Origin of the sequence: Granulicoccus phenolivorans DSM 17626 = NBRC 107789 = JCM 15570 (assembly GCF_000423085.1) — a bacterium.
GTDB lineage: Bacteria > Actinomycetota > Actinomycetes > Propionibacteriales > Propionibacteriaceae > Granulicoccus > Granulicoccus phenolivorans.
Genome location: NZ_AUHH01000010.1, coordinates 128,638 through 143,668, shown reverse-complemented (window position 1 = coordinate 143,668; position 15,031 = coordinate 128,638). Strand labels below are relative to the sequence as shown.

Annotated in this window: 13 protein-coding genes and 4 tRNA genes; 8 read left to right on the top strand and 9 right to left on the bottom strand. The window is 70.2% G+C overall.

Translation table 11 applies throughout. The features are described 5' to 3' along the window. Nucleotides 1–9 precede the first annotated feature (9 nt). The 7 genes from G531_RS0105740 to G531_RS20730 all read right to left on the bottom strand — a co-directional run bounded on the left by G531_RS0105740 (nt 10) and on the right by G531_RS20730 (nt 5,846). Nucleotides 10–84: transfer RNA gene (locus G531_RS0105740), tRNA-Val, on the bottom strand. Nucleotide 85: 1 nt separating this feature from the next. After that, nucleotides 86–156, bottom strand: a tRNA-Cys gene (locus G531_RS0105735). Nucleotides 157–198: 42 nt separating this feature from the next. Then, nucleotides 199–271, bottom strand: a tRNA-Gly gene (locus G531_RS0105730). Nucleotides 272–1,765: 1,494 nt separating this feature from the next. Next, complete coding sequence (locus tag G531_RS0105725) at nt 1,766–2,353, bottom strand: DNA-3-methyladenine glycosylase I (protein WP_026926510.1); 588 nt, start codon at nt 2,351–2,353, stop codon at nt 1,766–1,768. A gap of 196 nt (nt 2,354–2,549) precedes the next feature. Continuing rightward, nucleotides 2,550–3,626, bottom strand: a complete 1,077-nt coding sequence (locus G531_RS20740) for a DNA polymerase IV (RefSeq protein ID WP_174522479.1) — start codon at nt 3,624–3,626, stop codon at nt 2,550–2,552. A 29-nt stretch (nt 3,627–3,655) separates the two neighbouring features. Further along, nucleotides 3,656–4,543 carry a DUF1932 domain-containing protein gene (locus tag G531_RS20735; protein ID WP_051215110.1) on the bottom strand — a complete coding sequence of 296 codons (888 nt, stop codon included), beginning with the start codon at nt 4,541–4,543 and terminating at the stop codon, nt 3,656–3,658. A 40-nt stretch (nt 4,544–4,583) separates the two neighbouring features. Beyond that, entirely contained in the window at nt 4,584–5,846 is a 1,263-nt protein-coding gene (locus tag G531_RS20730; protein ID WP_051215109.1) for a wax ester/triacylglycerol synthase domain-containing protein, read from the bottom strand. A gap of 68 nt (nt 5,847–5,914) precedes the next feature. Here G531_RS20730 and G531_RS0105705 point away from each other — a divergent pair, with 68 nt between their 5' ends. Next, a complete protein-coding gene (locus G531_RS0105705) occupies nt 5,915–6,772 on the top strand; it encodes an aminotransferase class IV (protein WP_245630473.1) in 858 nt (285 codons plus the stop codon). Between the two features lie 27 nt (nt 6,773–6,799). Here G531_RS0105705 and G531_RS0105700 read toward each other — a convergent pair whose 3' ends face one another. Together G531_RS0105700 and G531_RS0105695 are read right to left on the bottom strand one after the other, a co-directional pair. Then, the gene (locus G531_RS0105700; RefSeq protein ID WP_051215108.1) at nt 6,800–7,750 is read right to left on the bottom strand and encodes an alpha/beta fold hydrolase; all 951 of its coding nucleotides are present in this window, start codon (nt 7,748–7,750) and stop codon (nt 6,800–6,802) included. Between the two features lie 292 nt (nt 7,751–8,042). Then, nucleotides 8,043–8,114 (bottom strand) — tRNA-Val (locus G531_RS0105695). A 208-nt stretch (nt 8,115–8,322) separates the two neighbouring features. On the opposite strand from G531_RS0105695, the gene G531_RS20725 reads away from it, so the two are divergent. From G531_RS20725 to G531_RS20710, 7 genes are all read left to right on the top strand, one after another. Further along, nucleotides 8,323–9,648 (top strand): dienelactone hydrolase family protein, encoded by a 1,326-nt coding sequence (locus tag G531_RS20725; RefSeq protein ID WP_051215107.1) that lies wholly within the window; start codon nt 8,323–8,325, stop codon nt 9,646–9,648. Nucleotides 9,649–9,759: 111 nt separating this feature from the next. Continuing rightward, nucleotides 9,760–11,769: a threonine--tRNA ligase gene (thrS, locus tag G531_RS0105685; protein ID WP_081683858.1), complete on the top strand. Its 2,010-nt coding sequence runs from the start codon at nt 9,760–9,762 to the stop codon at nt 11,767–11,769. Continuing rightward, nucleotides 11,769–12,374 carry an HIT family protein gene (locus G531_RS20720; RefSeq protein WP_035757675.1) on the top strand — a complete coding sequence of 202 codons (606 nt, stop codon included), beginning with the start codon at nt 11,769–11,771 and terminating at the stop codon, nt 12,372–12,374. Before thrS ends, G531_RS20720 begins: the two co-directional genes overlap by 1 nt. 33 nt (nt 12,375–12,407) lie before the next feature. Further along, nucleotides 12,408–13,010 (top strand): CDP-alcohol phosphatidyltransferase family protein, encoded by a 603-nt coding sequence (locus G531_RS20715; RefSeq protein ID WP_035757673.1) that lies wholly within the window; start codon nt 12,408–12,410, stop codon nt 13,008–13,010. Between the two features lie 2 nt (nt 13,011–13,012). Then, the gene (locus G531_RS0105670) at nt 13,013–13,825 is read left to right on the top strand and encodes a DUF881 domain-containing protein (RefSeq protein WP_026926506.1); all 813 of its coding nucleotides are present in this window, start codon (nt 13,013–13,015) and stop codon (nt 13,823–13,825) included. Further along, on the top strand, nt 13,822–14,154 hold the full coding sequence (locus tag G531_RS0105665) for a small basic family protein (protein ID WP_026926505.1): 333 nt from the start codon (nt 13,822–13,824) through the stop codon (nt 14,152–14,154). The genes G531_RS0105670 and G531_RS0105665 overlap by 4 nt, the downstream gene beginning before the upstream one ends. Then, nucleotides 14,147–14,953 carry a DUF881 domain-containing protein gene (locus G531_RS20710; protein ID WP_081683857.1) on the top strand — a complete coding sequence of 269 codons (807 nt, stop codon included), beginning with the start codon at nt 14,147–14,149 and terminating at the stop codon, nt 14,951–14,953. The genes G531_RS0105665 and G531_RS20710 overlap by 8 nt, the downstream gene beginning before the upstream one ends. Nucleotides 14,954–15,031 lie beyond the last annotated feature (78 nt).

Below are 15,031 nucleotides of genomic sequence, written 5' to 3'. Positions count from 1 at the left end.
GTGCTGATCTGGTGGGCGGTACTGGGTTCGAACCAGCGACCTCTTCCGTGTCAGGGAAGCGCGCTACCGCTGCGCCAACCGCCCGAGGTGGGTACGGGATTTGAACCCGTGTACACGGATTTGCAGTCCGTTGCCTCGCCTCTCGGCCAACCCACCATGAACCGGGGTAACACCCCTTGGTGGTGGCCCCACGCTCCGAGCGGACGACGGGATTCGAACCCGCGACCCTCACCTTGGCAAGGTGATGCTCTACCAGCTGAGCCACGTCCGCATGCGTTCTGGAAGTTTTCACTCCCGTAACGCCTGTTGAACGTTAGTCGGTGATCCGGAGTTCTGCCAAATCAGGGGACCGCCGGCGTGTCGCGGCAGTGGGTGATCATACGGACCGAGACAGGCGCGGGGCGGGCCGGGTGGAGCGCCGGCCGCGGGCCGGGGGATTGGGCACCGTCCGGGAGTGGGCAGTGGCCGGGAGTCGGCACTGGCAGGGTGGCGACCGGCCCCGGGTGAGCACCGTCGGGGTGGCGACCGGCCCAGGGTTGCGACCAGCCAGGGTTGCGACCAGCCAGGGTTGCGACCAGCCAGGGTTGCGACCAGCCAGGGTTACGACCCGCCAGGGTTACGACCCGTCTGGTGGCGACAGGCCTCGGCTAACGACAACCAGGGTTACGACCGGCCCCGGGTGATGGCGCGCCACGGGAATGGGCACCGGCCATTGATACAGCGAAGGCTCATGTCGGGCAGCGAAGGTAGCAGTCCTCGCCGCCGGTCATGAGTCTTCGCTGCCAGGAAGTGTGCTTCGCTGCCCGGGAACGAGGCTTCAACGGGTGGACGGGATGCTTCGCTGGTTGGGGTCGGGGCCACAGCGGGTGCGTCCAAGGCTTCGCTGGCTGGGGTCCACGCCTCGCCGGCTGGGGTCGATGCTTCAACGCTTGCATATGAAGTTTCGCTGGTTGGGGTCCACGCCTCGCTGGTTGGGGTCGATGCTTCAACGCTTGCGTAAGAGGCTTCGCTGGCTGAGCCGGAGGCTTCGCTACTGGGGGATGACCGTTCGCGGAGTGTACTGGGGGCGCCGCGGAGTACCCCTTGGTCCCGGACTGTCCGCCCGCGCCGAGTGCCCATCAACCCCGCAGTGCCGCGTGGCCCCAATCAGGGGTGGACACCGGCGCGGGCAGGGTGTGGGCGCCGGCCAGTGAGTGGCTGGGGTGAGCGCCGTTCGGGGGCGACCGGCCGGGTGACGAACGGCCGTGGTGATGACCGGACAGAGGTGACGACCGGCCGTGGTGATGACCGGCCGGGGTGACGACCGGCCGGGGTGATGACCGGCCCGGTGTGATGACCGGCCATTGGAATGGGCACCGGCCAGTGATCCAGCGAAGGCTCATGTCGGGCAGCGAAGGCAGCAGTCCTCGCTGCTGGTCATGAGTCTTCGCTGCTCGGAAGGGTGCTTCGCTGCCCGGGAACGAGGCTTCAACGGTTGGACGGGATGCTTCGCTGGCTGGGGTCCACGCCGCGCTGGCTGGGGTCGGGGCTTCAACGGGTGCGTCCATAGCCTCGCAAGGCTGGAGTCCACGCCTCGCTGGCTGGGGTCGATGCCACGCTGGCGGGGCGGGGCTTCGCTGCGGGGGCTGACCGGTCGCGAAGTGCACCGGGCTGACGGGCAATACCGCTCCACGGCCGCACCGCCGTGCCGCCGGGCCCGCTGCCGCCCGCGGTGCCGCCGCGCCGCGGTGCCGTGTCCGCAGTGCTGCCCGCCGGCAGCGACCTCTCACCCAGGAACTGCGCACCAGCAGCCGGAGAAATGATCGTCCACCATCCCGACTGCCTGCATCAGGGCGTACATCGTGGTCGGCCCGACGAACCTGAAGCCCCGCCGACGCAGTTCCTTGCTCAACGCGGTCGACTCCGGCGTCACCGCCGGCACCTGCGCCCGGTCGGTGGGGCGGTCGGAGCTTCGCGGGGCGAAGGACCACAGCAGATCGTCCAGTTCACCGGGCGCCATCGCGGTCACCAGTCGGGCATTGGCGATCGTCGCCTCGATTTTGGCCCGATTCCGGACGATCCCCGGATCGCCCATCAGTCGTTCGACGTCGGCCTCCCCGAACCCGGCCACCACCGCCGGATCGAAGTCGGCGAAGCCCTCCCGGAAGGCGGGACGTTTGCGCAGGATGGTGATCCACGACAGCCCCGCCTGAAAGCCCTCCAGCGCGATCCGCTCGAACAGGGCGCGATCCCCGTGCAGCGGCCGGCCCCACTCCTGGTCGTGGTAGCGCTCGTACTCCCCGTCCCCGTGCGCCCAGGAACACCGGGGGCGGCCGTCGGTGCCGATCAGAACAGCGGGTGCAGCGTCGGGCATGGGCCACACAGTACGCGCGCGGGCCGACCCGAACTGCCCCCGGCCGCCCACCCCGAACTGCCCGGCGCCCCGCCCACCCCGAACTGCCCCCGGCCACCCCGCCCACCCCGAACTGCCCCCGGCCGCCCCGAACTGCCCGGCGCCCCCCACCCGATCTGCCCCGCCCAGCTGCCACCCCAAGCGCCCCGGGGCGCCCTCAGGGATTGCCACGGCGCCCATGCGTACGCGGGGCGTCATACCCACCCGGCGGCGGCACCATCTCCCCGCGGATCCCCAGCAGCCGGATCGGCCGATCGTCCTCGAGCCGGCGCAGGAGTTCGGCGGCGGTGGCGGCAATCGTGTCGACATCGAAGGTCGGTTCGGCGAGCTTGCGTACCCGGGTGAAGGTGAAGAACGGCTTGAACCGGACCTTCAGGTGCACCCGGGCACAGGCTCGGCCCTCCGCGGTCAGGTCGGCGACGACCGCCTCGGCCAGGGCCCGCAGGGCAGCGGTGATCTCGACCGGGTCGGTCAGGTCGTCCTGGTAGGTCGTCTCGTGGCCGTGTGCGCGGGCGATCCAGGGTGTGTCGTCCACGGTGCTGCGGCCCAGCCCGCGGCCCAGGCTCACCAGATACGGGCCGGTGTTCGGCCCGAAGGCGGCGACCAGCGCGCTCGGGTCGGCGGCGGCGAGATCGGCCACGGTGGCGATCCCGAGGTCGGCCAGCCGCGCGGCGCTGCGCGGGCCCACGCCCCACAGGGCGACCGCCGGACGCTCACCCATCACCTCCAGCCAGTTCTCGGCGGTCAGCCGGAACTGGCCCTGCGGTTTCCCGAAACCGGTCGCGTTCTTCGCCCGGACCAGGGTGTCGCCGATCCCCACCGAGCAGTGCAGTCCGGTCGCCGCGAGCACCGCGGCCCGGATCTCCCGCGCCGCCGCCTCCGGGTCATCGGTGTCGATCCCGACGAAGGCCTCGTCCCAGCCCAGCACCTCCACGGTCGCCCCGGGAACAGCCCGCAGCGTGGCCATCACCCGGGCGGACGCCGCCTCGTACACCGGCTGATCCAGCGGCAGGAACACCGCCTCGGGACACTTGCGGACCGCCCGCTTCAGCGGCATCCCCGAATGGATCCCGTACGCCCGGGCCTCGTAGGACGCCGTCGACACCACCGCCCGCTCACTCGGGTCACCCCGGCCGCCGACCACGATCGGCCGGCCGCGCAGTTCGGGCCGGCGCAGCAACTCCACCGCGGCCAGGAACTGGTCCATGTCCACGTGGAGCACCCAGGCGGTCATCGACGGCTCCGATCCTGCGGGGCCCGGGGTCAGTCCGCCGGACGCGGGGCCCGCAACCGCGCCAGCAGATCCGGCAGCGCGGTGATCGCGGTGGCCTGCTCGGGGCTGAGCGTCCCGAGTTCGGTGGCGTACGCCCCCTCGAAGACCCGCGCGATCGCCTCGTACAGCTCGGCCCCGTACCCCGCCGCCTCTTGGGTCGCGGCGATCTCGCGCATCTCGTCGGGGAACCGGTCCGACTTCGCGGTCGCGAGCGCGATCCGCTGCGGGGCATCGGTGATCCCCATCATCGCCTGCCAGTCGGCCACCACCAGGTCGCTCACCCCGTGGGTGTCGGCGGTGCGCAGCGACTGGATCATCAGTGCGGTGAGCCCCTTGTAGACCGCGGCGGTGCACATCTTGATCGCCGAGGCCTGACCCACCTCGGCGCCGACCACGGTGCTGGTCAGGTCGCCGGAGTCGAACCGGGTCAGCTCCGCGGCCCGCTCGCCGGACAGGTAGACCCGGGTCCCAGCGCCGGATCCGGTCGGCGGCATCCCGCTGATCGATCCGTCGACGACCGGACAGCCGGCCGCGGTGAGGATCTCCGCGACCCGGTCCATCGTCGGCAGGGAGACCGCGTTCAGGTCCGCCACGACCGGGCGTACGCCGGTGGCCCCGGCGGCGGCGGCGATCTGCTCGGCGTTCGGGATCACCTGGGCCGGGGGCACCACGCTCACCACGATGTCGGCGGCCGCCACGACGGCCTCGAGCGAGTCGAGCAGGTCCAGCCCCTCGGCCAGCGCTCGGGTCCGCGCGGAGCGTCCGGCCACGGTGGTCACCGCCCGGGCACCGCCGGCCTGCCAGGCGCGACCGAGCGCGCCGCCCATGGCGCCGGGGGACAGGATGCCGATGGTGACTCCGGAACTGGGTTCGGACACGGGAAGCTCCTCGGTTGGGCGAAATGGGTCACTGGGCAATCTACGCCGTCGGGTCCCCCGTGGGGCGGGGTGCGGTCAACGCCGCGAACTCGGTGTGCAGCGCCCGCTCCAGGGTCGACGCGTCGAGGGCGGGGGAGGCGACATGGAGCGCACAGTTGAGCCGTCCGGCACTGGAGATCGCGGTCACCCCGAGCCGGACGTTCCCGTACACCTGCGCAACACCCCAGGCCTGCCGCATCGGGGCTCCGGCCACCCGGAACGGCTCGGCCGGACCGCGCACATGGGTCACGAACAGACCGATGAAGCGTTGGCGGTGGGACAGCCGGGCCAACAGCCGGGTGCCGCAGCGGGTCCGGGTGAACTCGAAGGTGCCCGCCCGGCGCGCCGCCTCCTTGCCCCGGCGGGTCTCGGCGGCGATCCGGCTCAGCCGCACCCACACATCGGCCTCGCCGGTGGGCAGGGGCACCAGCATCACCCCGACGGCATTGCCCGAGGCGCCGCGTTCGGGGAGCGCGACCGGCACGCTCGCCGGCATCACCGCGGGAACCGGCTCACCGGCCTCGGCCAAGGCTGCCCGGACCGCTCCGGTGACCGCGCACAACAGCGCATCGTTCACGGTGGCGCCCATGGGATGGACGGCGGTGGCCACGGCGCCGAGGTCGGCCCCCACCAGCGCGACCACGCGATGGGGACTGATCGGCCCGAGCAGCACCGTCGGGGCAACCCGACCCCGCAGGGGTGCCGACACCCGGCGCAGCGATTCCAGGATCTCCGCCCCGTGCCGTCGCGTCGGGTCCGGGGCCCGATCCGGCCTCGGGGTGGGCGGCTCGCCACCGAACAGCACCTGCGCCAGTCGGGCCGCCCCGACCCCATCGGCCAGCGCATGATGCACCCGCAGAATGAGCCCGGGAGCGCCGTCCGCGGTCGCGGGCACGATCAGCAGTTCCCACAGCGGGCGGTCCAGCGGCAGGGGCCGGGTCATCAGCCGGGCGACCAGGGCGGCGAACTCTGTTTCGTCCGCCACCGGGTCGGTCAGCCGGATGTGCACGGTGAGATCGGGGGAGACCGGTTCCCAGGTGAAGTGCCGCCCGCGGCGTCGGACCACCCGGCTCAGGCGCGCCAGCTGTGGGTCGGCCAGGCGTACGCCCAACCGCGTACGCAGCCCGGCCAGGTCGAGCGAACCATCCGTACCGACGAACCCACCGGGGCCCAACACCCCGGCGAGCTGAAAGAGGTTCGGATGATCGGGGAACTCCAGCAGCAGGTTCGACACGTCGGCGCTGCTCAACCGGTCCTGGTCCATGGCTGCCCTCTCTGCCCCCAGGCTATGCCCGCCGGGCCGCCCGGGTGGCTGCGGGGGATAATGAGCGCATGGTCGACCAAGAGCGAAGCCTGCGAGTCTGGTTGAACGGATCCCTGATCGATCCCGAGCGCGCCACGGTGTCGGTGCTGGACCACGGGCTGGTCGTGGGTGACGGCGTCTTCGAGGTGCTCCAGGTCAATCGGCTGGGGGCCTTCGCCATCACCCGGCATCTGACCCGGCTGGCCCGTTCCGCGGCCGCGATGAGCATCCCCGCCCCGGAGCCGGAGCTCGTGCGGGAGGCGATCGAGGCGACCCTGGCCAATCGGACCTGGACCACCGGGAAGGTCCGGATCACCCTCACCGGCGGACTGGGGCCGCTCGGCTCGCATCCGCCCTACGGCCCGCCGAATCTCGTGGTGGCGGCGTGCGCGCAGACCCGACCGCCGGAGTCCACCACCGTCGCCACGGTGCCCTGGACCCGCAACACCACCGGCCCGCTGACCGGGGTGAAGAGCACCTCCTACGCCGGCAACGTTCGCGCGCTGGCGTACGCCCTGAACCACGGCGCGAGCGAGGCGATCTTCGCGAACACGATGGGCAACCTGTGCGAGGGGACCGGCAGCAACGTGTTCGTGGTCCGTGGGGACGAGGTGATCACCCCGCCGCTGACCGCGGGAGCCCTGGCGGGGGTGACCCGCGCGCTGCTGATCGACTGGGGACGCGCGGCCGGCATCCGAATCGTGGAACGAGATCTCACGATCAGCGAGGCCAAGTCCGCCGACGAGGTCTTCCTGACCTCCACCACCCGCGATGTGCAGGCGGTGCTGGGCTGGGACGGCACCACCTGGCCCGAGCCGGGGCCGGTGACCCGGCACTTGGGTGGGCTGTTCGTGGAGCGGATGCTCGCCGAACCGGACCCGATCTGAGCCCGCAGCGGGGACCTCGGGCCCGACTCAGTGCGGCAGGGCGCTGAGAAACTCGGTGACGATCGGATCGACCCGTTCGGGAGCGTCGCGCTGGACCCAGTGGCCGGCGTGTTCGAGGACTTCCAGGCGTACGTCGGGCAGTTCGCGTGCGGCCCAGCGGGCGAAGATCGGCAGCACCGCCTCGTCCTGCTCGCCGTGCACGATCAGGGTCGGACAGGTGATCTCGTCCATCCGGTAGCGGTAACTGGTCTTCAGTCGGAAGCCGCGGTACTGGTCGTGCTGCCACTGCCCGAAGACCTCCAGCCCATGGCCATGGGTGGACTCGTTGTACACCAGGTCGACGAGATCGTCGGTGAGCTGGTCGTGGTTGACCAGCAGGCGGCGCAGGCCGTTCTCCAGCGAGGCCCGATCCTTCCAGGCGCTGGCCATGTACGAGTCGAACAGGCCCAGATGGATCGCGTTGGCGGCCATGTTGTGCCGCATCAGGGAGATCAGCGGGTTGCCGATGTACTGCTGGCGCATCATGCCGTAGCTGTCGAACAGCATCATCGCCTTGACCTCGCCGGGATGGTCGAGGACGTGCCCGATGGTCATCCCGCCGCCCATCGAGATGCCCCCGATGATGTAGTCCGACAGGCCGAAGGCGGTCACCAGTTCGCCGGTGTACTCCACCAGTCGTTCCTGGGTGGCGGTCCACGGGGCCAGCGGGCTGTGCCCGTAGCCGGGATGATCGGGAGCCAGGACGCGGTAGCCGAGCCCGGCCATCACACCGCCGAGGTGTCCCCAGGAAAGCTCGGCATTGTCCAGCATGCCGCCGTGCAGCAGCAGAATGGTGGTCTCGGCCTCCGGGTTCCATTCGAGGTAGGAGACCGGGCCCCAGGGCAGCGCCACCTCGTGTCGGACCGAGCCCGGCGCGTTCTTGTTCTCTTCGATCACCGGGGGCGGCGGGGTGCGCCGCTTGCGGCGCAGGCGACGCATGATCGCGTCCTTGCGGGGAGTTCCGGAACGCCGGGATTTGCCTGGAGTCGCCGGACGACCCGGCGTCTGCGTGCCGGTAGTCGAGGTACTGGGGCTTGCCATGGGCATCTCTCCTCGCGTCGGACATGTCGGGCACGGTGTGTGCACGACCGGACACACGTGCTCCGGGGCACGGAACGAGTCCGGACCCGGGTACGCATATCCACCATGCGGATCGGCCATGATGCATTTCGGCCATGATGCAATGCGGCCCTTGGCGAACAACAACGGTGCTGCCAAGGGCCGATTGCGGTGGGCGGTACTGGGTTCGAACCAGCGACCTCTTCGGTGTGAACGAAGCGCGCTACCACTGCGCCAACCGCCCGCGACGAAGACCGAATATAGCTCAGGTCGGTGGAGCGATTCAAATGCGCCACGCCCGTGGCGTGCCGGAAGATCTGGGGGCGGCCCGGGGACTGGGTCCCCGGCGTGTCGGAATTGGCGACCGCGGGCAGCCAGGTCGGGGTAGCCCGACAGCGGTCCGCCAGCCAGCGGGGTCGGCCGGCGGCCCGGGACGCCGAAGGATGGTCACCATGACGACCAAACCCGAGCGGACCGACGCTCCCGTACCCGCCGACTCCCCGTCCCCGTCCCCGACACGGATCCGTCGACCTCTGCGTACGATCGGCCTCCTCGGCCTGGTCGCACTGCTGGCGGCCGGTGCGATCAAGGTGGTCCCGCTGGTGGTGCCGCCGCGGGTGATCCAGGCTCCGGCGCCGCCCCGTGAGGCGGTCGCCGGGCAGCTGATCGAGGCCACCGACCTGGGCACCGTGTCCCCCGATGAGGTGGCCCGCCAGGTGACCGATGGGGGACTGGAAGCTCCGCCGCAGCCAGTGGCGGTGCGTACCGTCCGGCTGGCGTACGCCACCACCGACACCGAGGGGCGCCGGCAGGTCGCCACCGGTCTGCTCGTCTTTCCGGCCGCGCACGGCGATCGGCTCGACCCGGCGGTCTACGCTCACGGCACATCCCTCAGCAAGGGTCTGGTGGCGTCGATGTCGGACAGCACCTTCCTGCGGTCGCCCGGGCTGGCGCTGGCGGCAGCGGGGTACGCGGCCGTCCTCCCGGACTACCTCGGCCTCGGCGGCGGCACCGGCCCGCACCCCTACCTGCACCACGCCAGTGAAGCCACCGCCGCGCGGGACATGCTCCCGGCGGCCGCGGCGTACCTGCGGGGGGAAGGTGCCGGACTGAATCAACAGGTCCTCATCTCCGGCTTCTCCCAGGGCGGCTCCGCGGCACTGGCGCTGGCCCGACAGTTGGAGGCCGACCCGGCGGGCTGGCGCCCCCGGGCGGTCGCGGCCATCTCCGGCCCCTACGACATCGCCGGATCCCAGTTGCCAGCGATGCGGGCCGGCCGGGTCGATCCGCGCGCCTCGACGATCTACATGGCCTACGTGCTCACTGCCTGGAACGATCGGCTGTCGATCTACACCGAGCCGGGGGAGCTCTTCCGGGCCCCGTACGCCGGCCGGGTCGAGCGTCTGATGGACGGCAACCACGCCGAACTGGTGACCGTCCTCGGGCTCCCGGCCACCCCCGGGGAACTGCTCACCGACGCGGGCCTGGCCCAACTGGACCGGCCCACCGGGGCCTTCGCGGCCGGGGTCGCGGAGAATGATCAGGTCTGCCGGAACTGGGTCCCCAGCGTCCCGGTGCAGTTGTACGCGACCGCCGCCGACGAACAGGTGGCCCCCGGCAGCACCGAGACCTGCGCCGACGCGCTGCGCGGCAGCGGGGCGGGGATCGAGGTAACCGCACTCGAGGTCCCCGCCACGGCACAGTCGGCCCATATCGCTTCCTCCCGCGTCGGGCTGGATCGGGTTCTCGGGTGGTGGTCGACCGAGTTCCCGGCCTGAGCGGCCGCGACCGGGTCGGCGGGTGAACTCGACTGCGCGGTTTCCGGGTTTCGGGCAAAATGGGCGCTTGTCACCCGGAGCCCGGGTGGATCGCCGGAAAGGAAGCACACTGTGTCCATCACCATCACCGTCAGTCAGTCCGGAGCCACGGATGAGCGACAGGTGGACACTGCGACCACCGGGCTGGACCTGTTCGGGGAGGATCGCAGCATCGTCGCGATGAAGGTCAACGGGGAAACCCGCGACCTGGCCCGCGAGTTGACCGAGGGCGATCGCATCGAACCGGTCCTGATCACCTCCCCGGAGGGACTGGCCATCCTGCGCCACTCCACCGCGCACGTCTCGGCCCAGGCGGTGCAGAACCTGCACGCCGAGGCCAAGCTCGGCATCGGCCCGCCGATCACCGACGGCTTCTACTACGACTTCCAGCTCGCCGAGCCGTTCACCCCGGAGAGCCTGAAGGCGATCCAGAAGCAGATGGTCCGCATCATCAAGGAGAAGCAGACCTTCGTCCGCCGGGTCGTCGACGACGAGACCGCCAAGCAGGAACTCGCCGATGAGCCGTTCAAGCTCGAACTGGTCGACCTGAAGGGCGATTCCAGCGCCGACGACGGCTCCGCGATGGAGGTCGGCGCCGGCGAACTGACCATCTACGACAATGTTCGCCGCAACGGCGAGACCGCCTGGTTCGACCTGTGCCGCGGACCGCACGTCCCGCACACCGGGTACATCAACCCCGCCGCGGTCGCGGTCACCCGCAGCTCCGCGGCGTACTGGCGGGGCAACCAGGCCAATGCCCAGCTGCAGCGGCTCTACGGCACCGCGTGGGCGACCAAGGAGGACCTGCAGGCCTATCAGCATCGGCTGGAGGAGGCCGCCAAGCGCGACCACCGCAAGCTCGGCGCCGAGCTGGATCTGTTCTCCTTCCCCGAGGAGATCGGCTCGGGTCTGCCGGTCTTCCACCCCAAGGGCGCGATGATCAAGATGGAGATGGAGGAGTACTCCCGCAAGCGGCACATCGAGGCCGGCTACTCCTTCGTGTCCACCCCGCACGTGACCAAGGGCCATCTGTTCGAAACCTCCAAGCACCTGGAGTGGTACGCCGACGGCATGTACCCGCCGATGAAGATCGACGAGGAACGCGACGAGGCCGGCAACATCACCCGGCAGGGCGTCGACTACTACCTCAAGCCGATGAACTGCCCGATGCACAATCTGGTCTTCCAGTCCCGCGGCCGCTCCTACCGAGAACTGCCGCTGCGGCTGTTCGAGTTCGGCACCGTCTACCGCTACGAGAAGTCCGGGGTGGTGCACGGCCTCACCCGCGCCCGCGGCTTCACCCAGGACGACGCGCACATCTACACCACCCGGGAGCAGATGAAGGAGGAACTCGGCAACCTGCTGACCTTCATCCTCGGCCTGCTCAAGGACTACGGCCTGGACGACTTCTACCTGGAACTGTCCACCCGGGATCCGGAGAAGTCGGTCGGCGATGATGCGACCTGGGAGGAAGCGACCCGGACCCTGGCCGAGGTCGCCACCGAGTCGGGCCTGACCTTGGTCGACGATCCGGGCGGCGCCGCCTTCTACGGCCCCAAGATCTCGGTCCAGGCCAAGGATGCGATCGGCCGGACCTGGCAGCTGTCGACGATCCAGCTGGACTTCTTCGAGCCCGAACTGTTCGAACTGGAATACACCGCCCCCGACGGCTCCCGGCAGCGACCGGTGATGATCCACCGGGCCCTGTTCGGCTCCATCGAGCGATTCTTCGGCGTCCTGCTGGAGCACTACGCCGGCGCCTTCCCGGTCTGGCTCGCCCCGGTCCAGGTGGTCGGGATCCCGGTGGCCGGTGAGTTCAACGCGTACCTCGAGGAGGTCGCGGCGAAGTTGCGGGCGCACGGCGTACGCGTGGAGGTCGACACCTCCGACGACCGGATGCAGAAGAAGATCCGCAACGCCCAGAAGGACAAGGTGCCCTACATGCTGATCGCCGGCGGCGAGGACCGCGATGCCGGTGCGGTGTCCTTCCGCTACCGCGACGGGTCGCAGAACAACGGGGTGCCGGTCGATGAGGCGGTCGCGGAGATCCTGCAGGCGATTGCCGACAAGGCCCAGGTCTGATGGATACCACCGAGTCGGATCCGCCGCTGGAGTCCGCCGCCGATTTCGCAGGCCTCCCCGACGGGTTCGACCGGTTGTGGACGCCGCATCGGATGGCGTACATCGGCGGGGAGAACAAGCCCAGCGACGACACCCATCACACCTGTCCGTTCTGCCGGATTCCGGACGGAACCGACGAGGAGGGGCTGATCGTGGCCCGCGGGGAGCACTGCTACGTGGTGATGAACCTGTATCCGTACTCCCCGGGGCACCTGCTGGTGTGTCCCTACCGCCACGTCTCCGACTTCACCGACCTCACCGATGCCGAGACCTGGGAGCTGTCCACGCTCACCCGGCAGGCGATGCGGGTGATCCGGGGTGTGTCGCATCCCCAGGGGTTCAATCTCGGGATGAACCAGGGCCAGATCGCCGGCGCCGGGATCGCGGCCCACCTGCACCAGCACGTGGTGCCGCGCTGGCTCGGCGATGTGAACTTCATGCCGATCATCGGGCGGACCAAACCGGTGCCGCAGTTGCTGGGGGACACCCGGGCGGTGCTCGCCCGCGCCTGGGACACCGGGACCGCCCCCGAAGACGCGGCGGACAGTCAGGAGCGGACCCGCTGAGCGGATCGGCGCCGATCGCCTAGCCTTGGGCCTGTGAGCGACCACAAGACCTACGACACCGACCGCGTGCTCACCGTCCCGAATGTGCTGAGCTTCCTGCGGCTGATCGGAATCGGGGTGTTCCTGTGGCTGGTACTCGACGGCAAGATGCTGGCCGCTGCCGTCCTGGTCGCGGTCAGTGCGGCCACCGACTGGTTCGACGGCTTCATCGCCCGGCGCTTCCATCAGGTCTCCCGGATCGGGCAGTGGCTGGATCCGATCGTGGACCGGGTGTTCATCCTGTCCACCCTGGTCGGGCTGGCTCTCGGCGGGGTGCTGCCGTGGTGGCTGCTGATCGTGCTGCTGGCCCGCGACCTGATGCTGCTGTGCCTGCTGCCGGTGTTGCGCCGCTTCGGGGTCACCTCGCTGCCGGTCAACTTCATCGGCAAGGCCGGCACCTTCATGCTGATGTTCTCATTTCCGGCCCTGCTGCTGGGCAGCCTGGACACCGGCTGGTCGGTGGCCTTCCAGGTGATCGGCTGGGCGCTGGCGGGCTGGGGCGCCGGGCTGTACTGGGTGGCCGGCCTGCTGTATGTCGCCCAGACCGTCCAGATCGTCCGCAACCCGCCGGTCGAACTCACCGAGGCGGCGGCCTGATCGTGCGGTATCACCTGCAGCAGCCGAAGGACCGTCGCCCCGACGCCAGCATGGACCTGCTGCGCAAGGTGATCGACGAAGCGGTGGAGCCGGAGTACGCCGCGGTCGCCGCGCGGACGACGCGGCGGCACCATCCGGTCTACACCGCGCTGGCTCTGTTCCTGGTCGGCGGTCTGGTGGCCACCGGCTTCATCCAGACCCTGCAGGCCGCCCCGGCCGCGGCCCAGGAGCGCAGCCGCCTGATCAGCGAGATCACCCGGCTGGAGGGCAATCTCACCCGGACCCAGGCCGAGGTGGATCGGGCCCGGGGCGAGACCGCTGACCTGCAGCAGCGCGCTCTGGGCAGCGATGCGCAGGCCCGCCAGCTGCAGCGCGACATCGACACCCTGTCGGGTCCGGCCGGCGCGGTCGCGGTGTCCGGGCCGGGGGTGGCGATCGTGGTCGACGACGGAACCGGCCGGGAGCAGGCCAACCGCGTCCTGGACCGCGACCTGCAACTGCTGGTGAACGGGCTGTGGCAGGCCGGCGCCGAGGCGATCTCGATCAACGGGCACCGGCTGTCGGCCACCAGCGCGATCCGCAATGCCGGGGATGCGATCACCGTGGACTATCGCTCCCTGAACCGGCCCTATCGGGTCGAGGCGATCGGTGACCCGCGTACGCTCGAGGCGCGACTCGCCGACACCCTCGGTGGGCAATTGTGGGCGAGCCTGGCAAGGAATTATCAGATGCGGTACGAGATCACCCGACAGGACCGGTTGGTCCTGCGCGAGGACAGCACCATCACACTTCGGTTTGCGACGGTGGCCCGATGATTGCCGTGCTGGGGCTGATCGCCGGGGTGGTGCTGGGCATCCTGTTGGAGCCCAGCCTGCCGCCGTTCGTGGAGCCCTATCTGCCGATCATGATCGTGGCGGCTATCGACGCCCTGTTCGGGGGCTGCCGGGCGTACCTGGAGGGGACCTTCACCGACAAGGTCTTCGTCGTTTCCTTCGTCTCCAACACCATCATCGCCGCCGGGATCGTCTGGCTGGGGGATCAGATCGGGGTCGGCTCGCAGTTGTCGACCGGGGTGATCGTGGTCCTGGGAATCCGGATCTTCACCAATGCGGCATCGATTCGGAGGTCGCTGTTCCATGCCTGAACCCGAGTCGCCCGAACCCGAGTCGCCCGAACCCGAGTCGCGTGAGCCCGAGTCCGCGCCGCGGCCGGAGCAGTCCGCGTCCCCGTCCGGCTGGCGCCGACTGGTGAGGGCGTTCCTGCGTCCCAGCCGCTCCCAACTGATCCTGGCGCTGTGTCTGGCGATCGTCGCGTTCGGCCTGGTCTGGCAGGTGCGCAGCGGGACCAGGAACGACTACGCCAACGCCCGGCAGGAGGACCTGGTCCAGTTGGTCGACGGTCTGGGTGCGGAGGAGGCGCGGCTGAACGGTGAGCTGAACGACCTGGAGAACACCAAGCGCGAACTGGAGTCCGGCCGCGATTCCGCCGCGGTCGCCCGGTCCGAGGCCGAGCGGCGCCGCGACGTCCTGGCGGTCCTGGCCGGTACCTCGCCGGCGCAGGGGCCGGGGATCCGGATCACCATTGATGATCCGTTGCAGAAGGTCACCGCGTCCACCCTGATCGACGCCCTGCAGGAGATGCGCGACGCCGGTGCGGAGGCGATGGAGTTCAACGATTCGGTCCGCGTGGTCGCCTCCACCTGGGTCGCCAATCAGGGCTCGGGTCTGGTGGTGGACAACAAGCAGGTCAGCCGGCCGATCGTGCTGGACGTGATCGGCGATCCGCAGACGCTGGAGGAGGCAGTACGCTTCCGGGGCGGTCTCGCCTCGCAGGTCACCGGGGACAAGGTCGGCGCCTCGATCACGGTCGATCGCAGCGACAAGATCCGGGTCGACTCGGTCGTGACCGCGCCGCAGCCCAGCTTTGCCCGCCCCACACGCTGACAGGCGGGCGCTGTCCCACTAATCTGGGACCGACGTGGCCGCTGGTTGCAGCGGAGGACACGACCCCGACGGTCATGA

Excerpts from the sequence above, each read along its gene's own strand:
- G531_RS0105725 (WP_026926510.1), bottom strand. The coding sequence starts at position 2,353 with ATGCCCGACGCTGCACCCGCTGTTCTGATCGGCACCGACGGCCGCCCC.
- G531_RS20740 (WP_174522479.1), bottom strand. The coding sequence starts at position 3,626 with ATGACCGCCTGGGTGCTCCACGTGGACATGGACCAGTTCCTGGCCGCG.
- G531_RS20730 (WP_051215109.1), bottom strand. The coding sequence starts at position 5,846 with ATGGACCAGGACCGGTTGAGCAGCGCCGACGTGTCGAACCTGCTGCTG.
- G531_RS0105705 (WP_245630473.1), top strand. The coding sequence starts at position 5,915 with ATGGTCGACCAAGAGCGAAGCCTGCGAGTCTGGTTGAACGGATCCCTG.
- G531_RS0105700 (WP_051215108.1), bottom strand. The coding sequence starts at position 7,750 with ATGCGTCGCCTGCGCCGCAAGCGGCGCACCCCGCCGCCCCCGGTGATC.
- G531_RS20725 (WP_051215107.1), top strand. The coding sequence starts at position 8,323 with ATGACGACCAAACCCGAGCGGACCGACGCTCCCGTACCCGCCGACTCC.
- G531_RS20720 (WP_035757675.1), top strand. The coding sequence starts at position 11,769 with ATGGATACCACCGAGTCGGATCCGCCGCTGGAGTCCGCCGCCGATTTC.
- G531_RS0105665 (WP_026926505.1), top strand. The coding sequence starts at position 13,822 with ATGATTGCCGTGCTGGGGCTGATCGCCGGGGTGGTGCTGGGCATCCTG.
- G531_RS20710 (WP_081683857.1), top strand. The coding sequence starts at position 14,147 with ATGCCTGAACCCGAGTCGCCCGAACCCGAGTCGCCCGAACCCGAGTCG.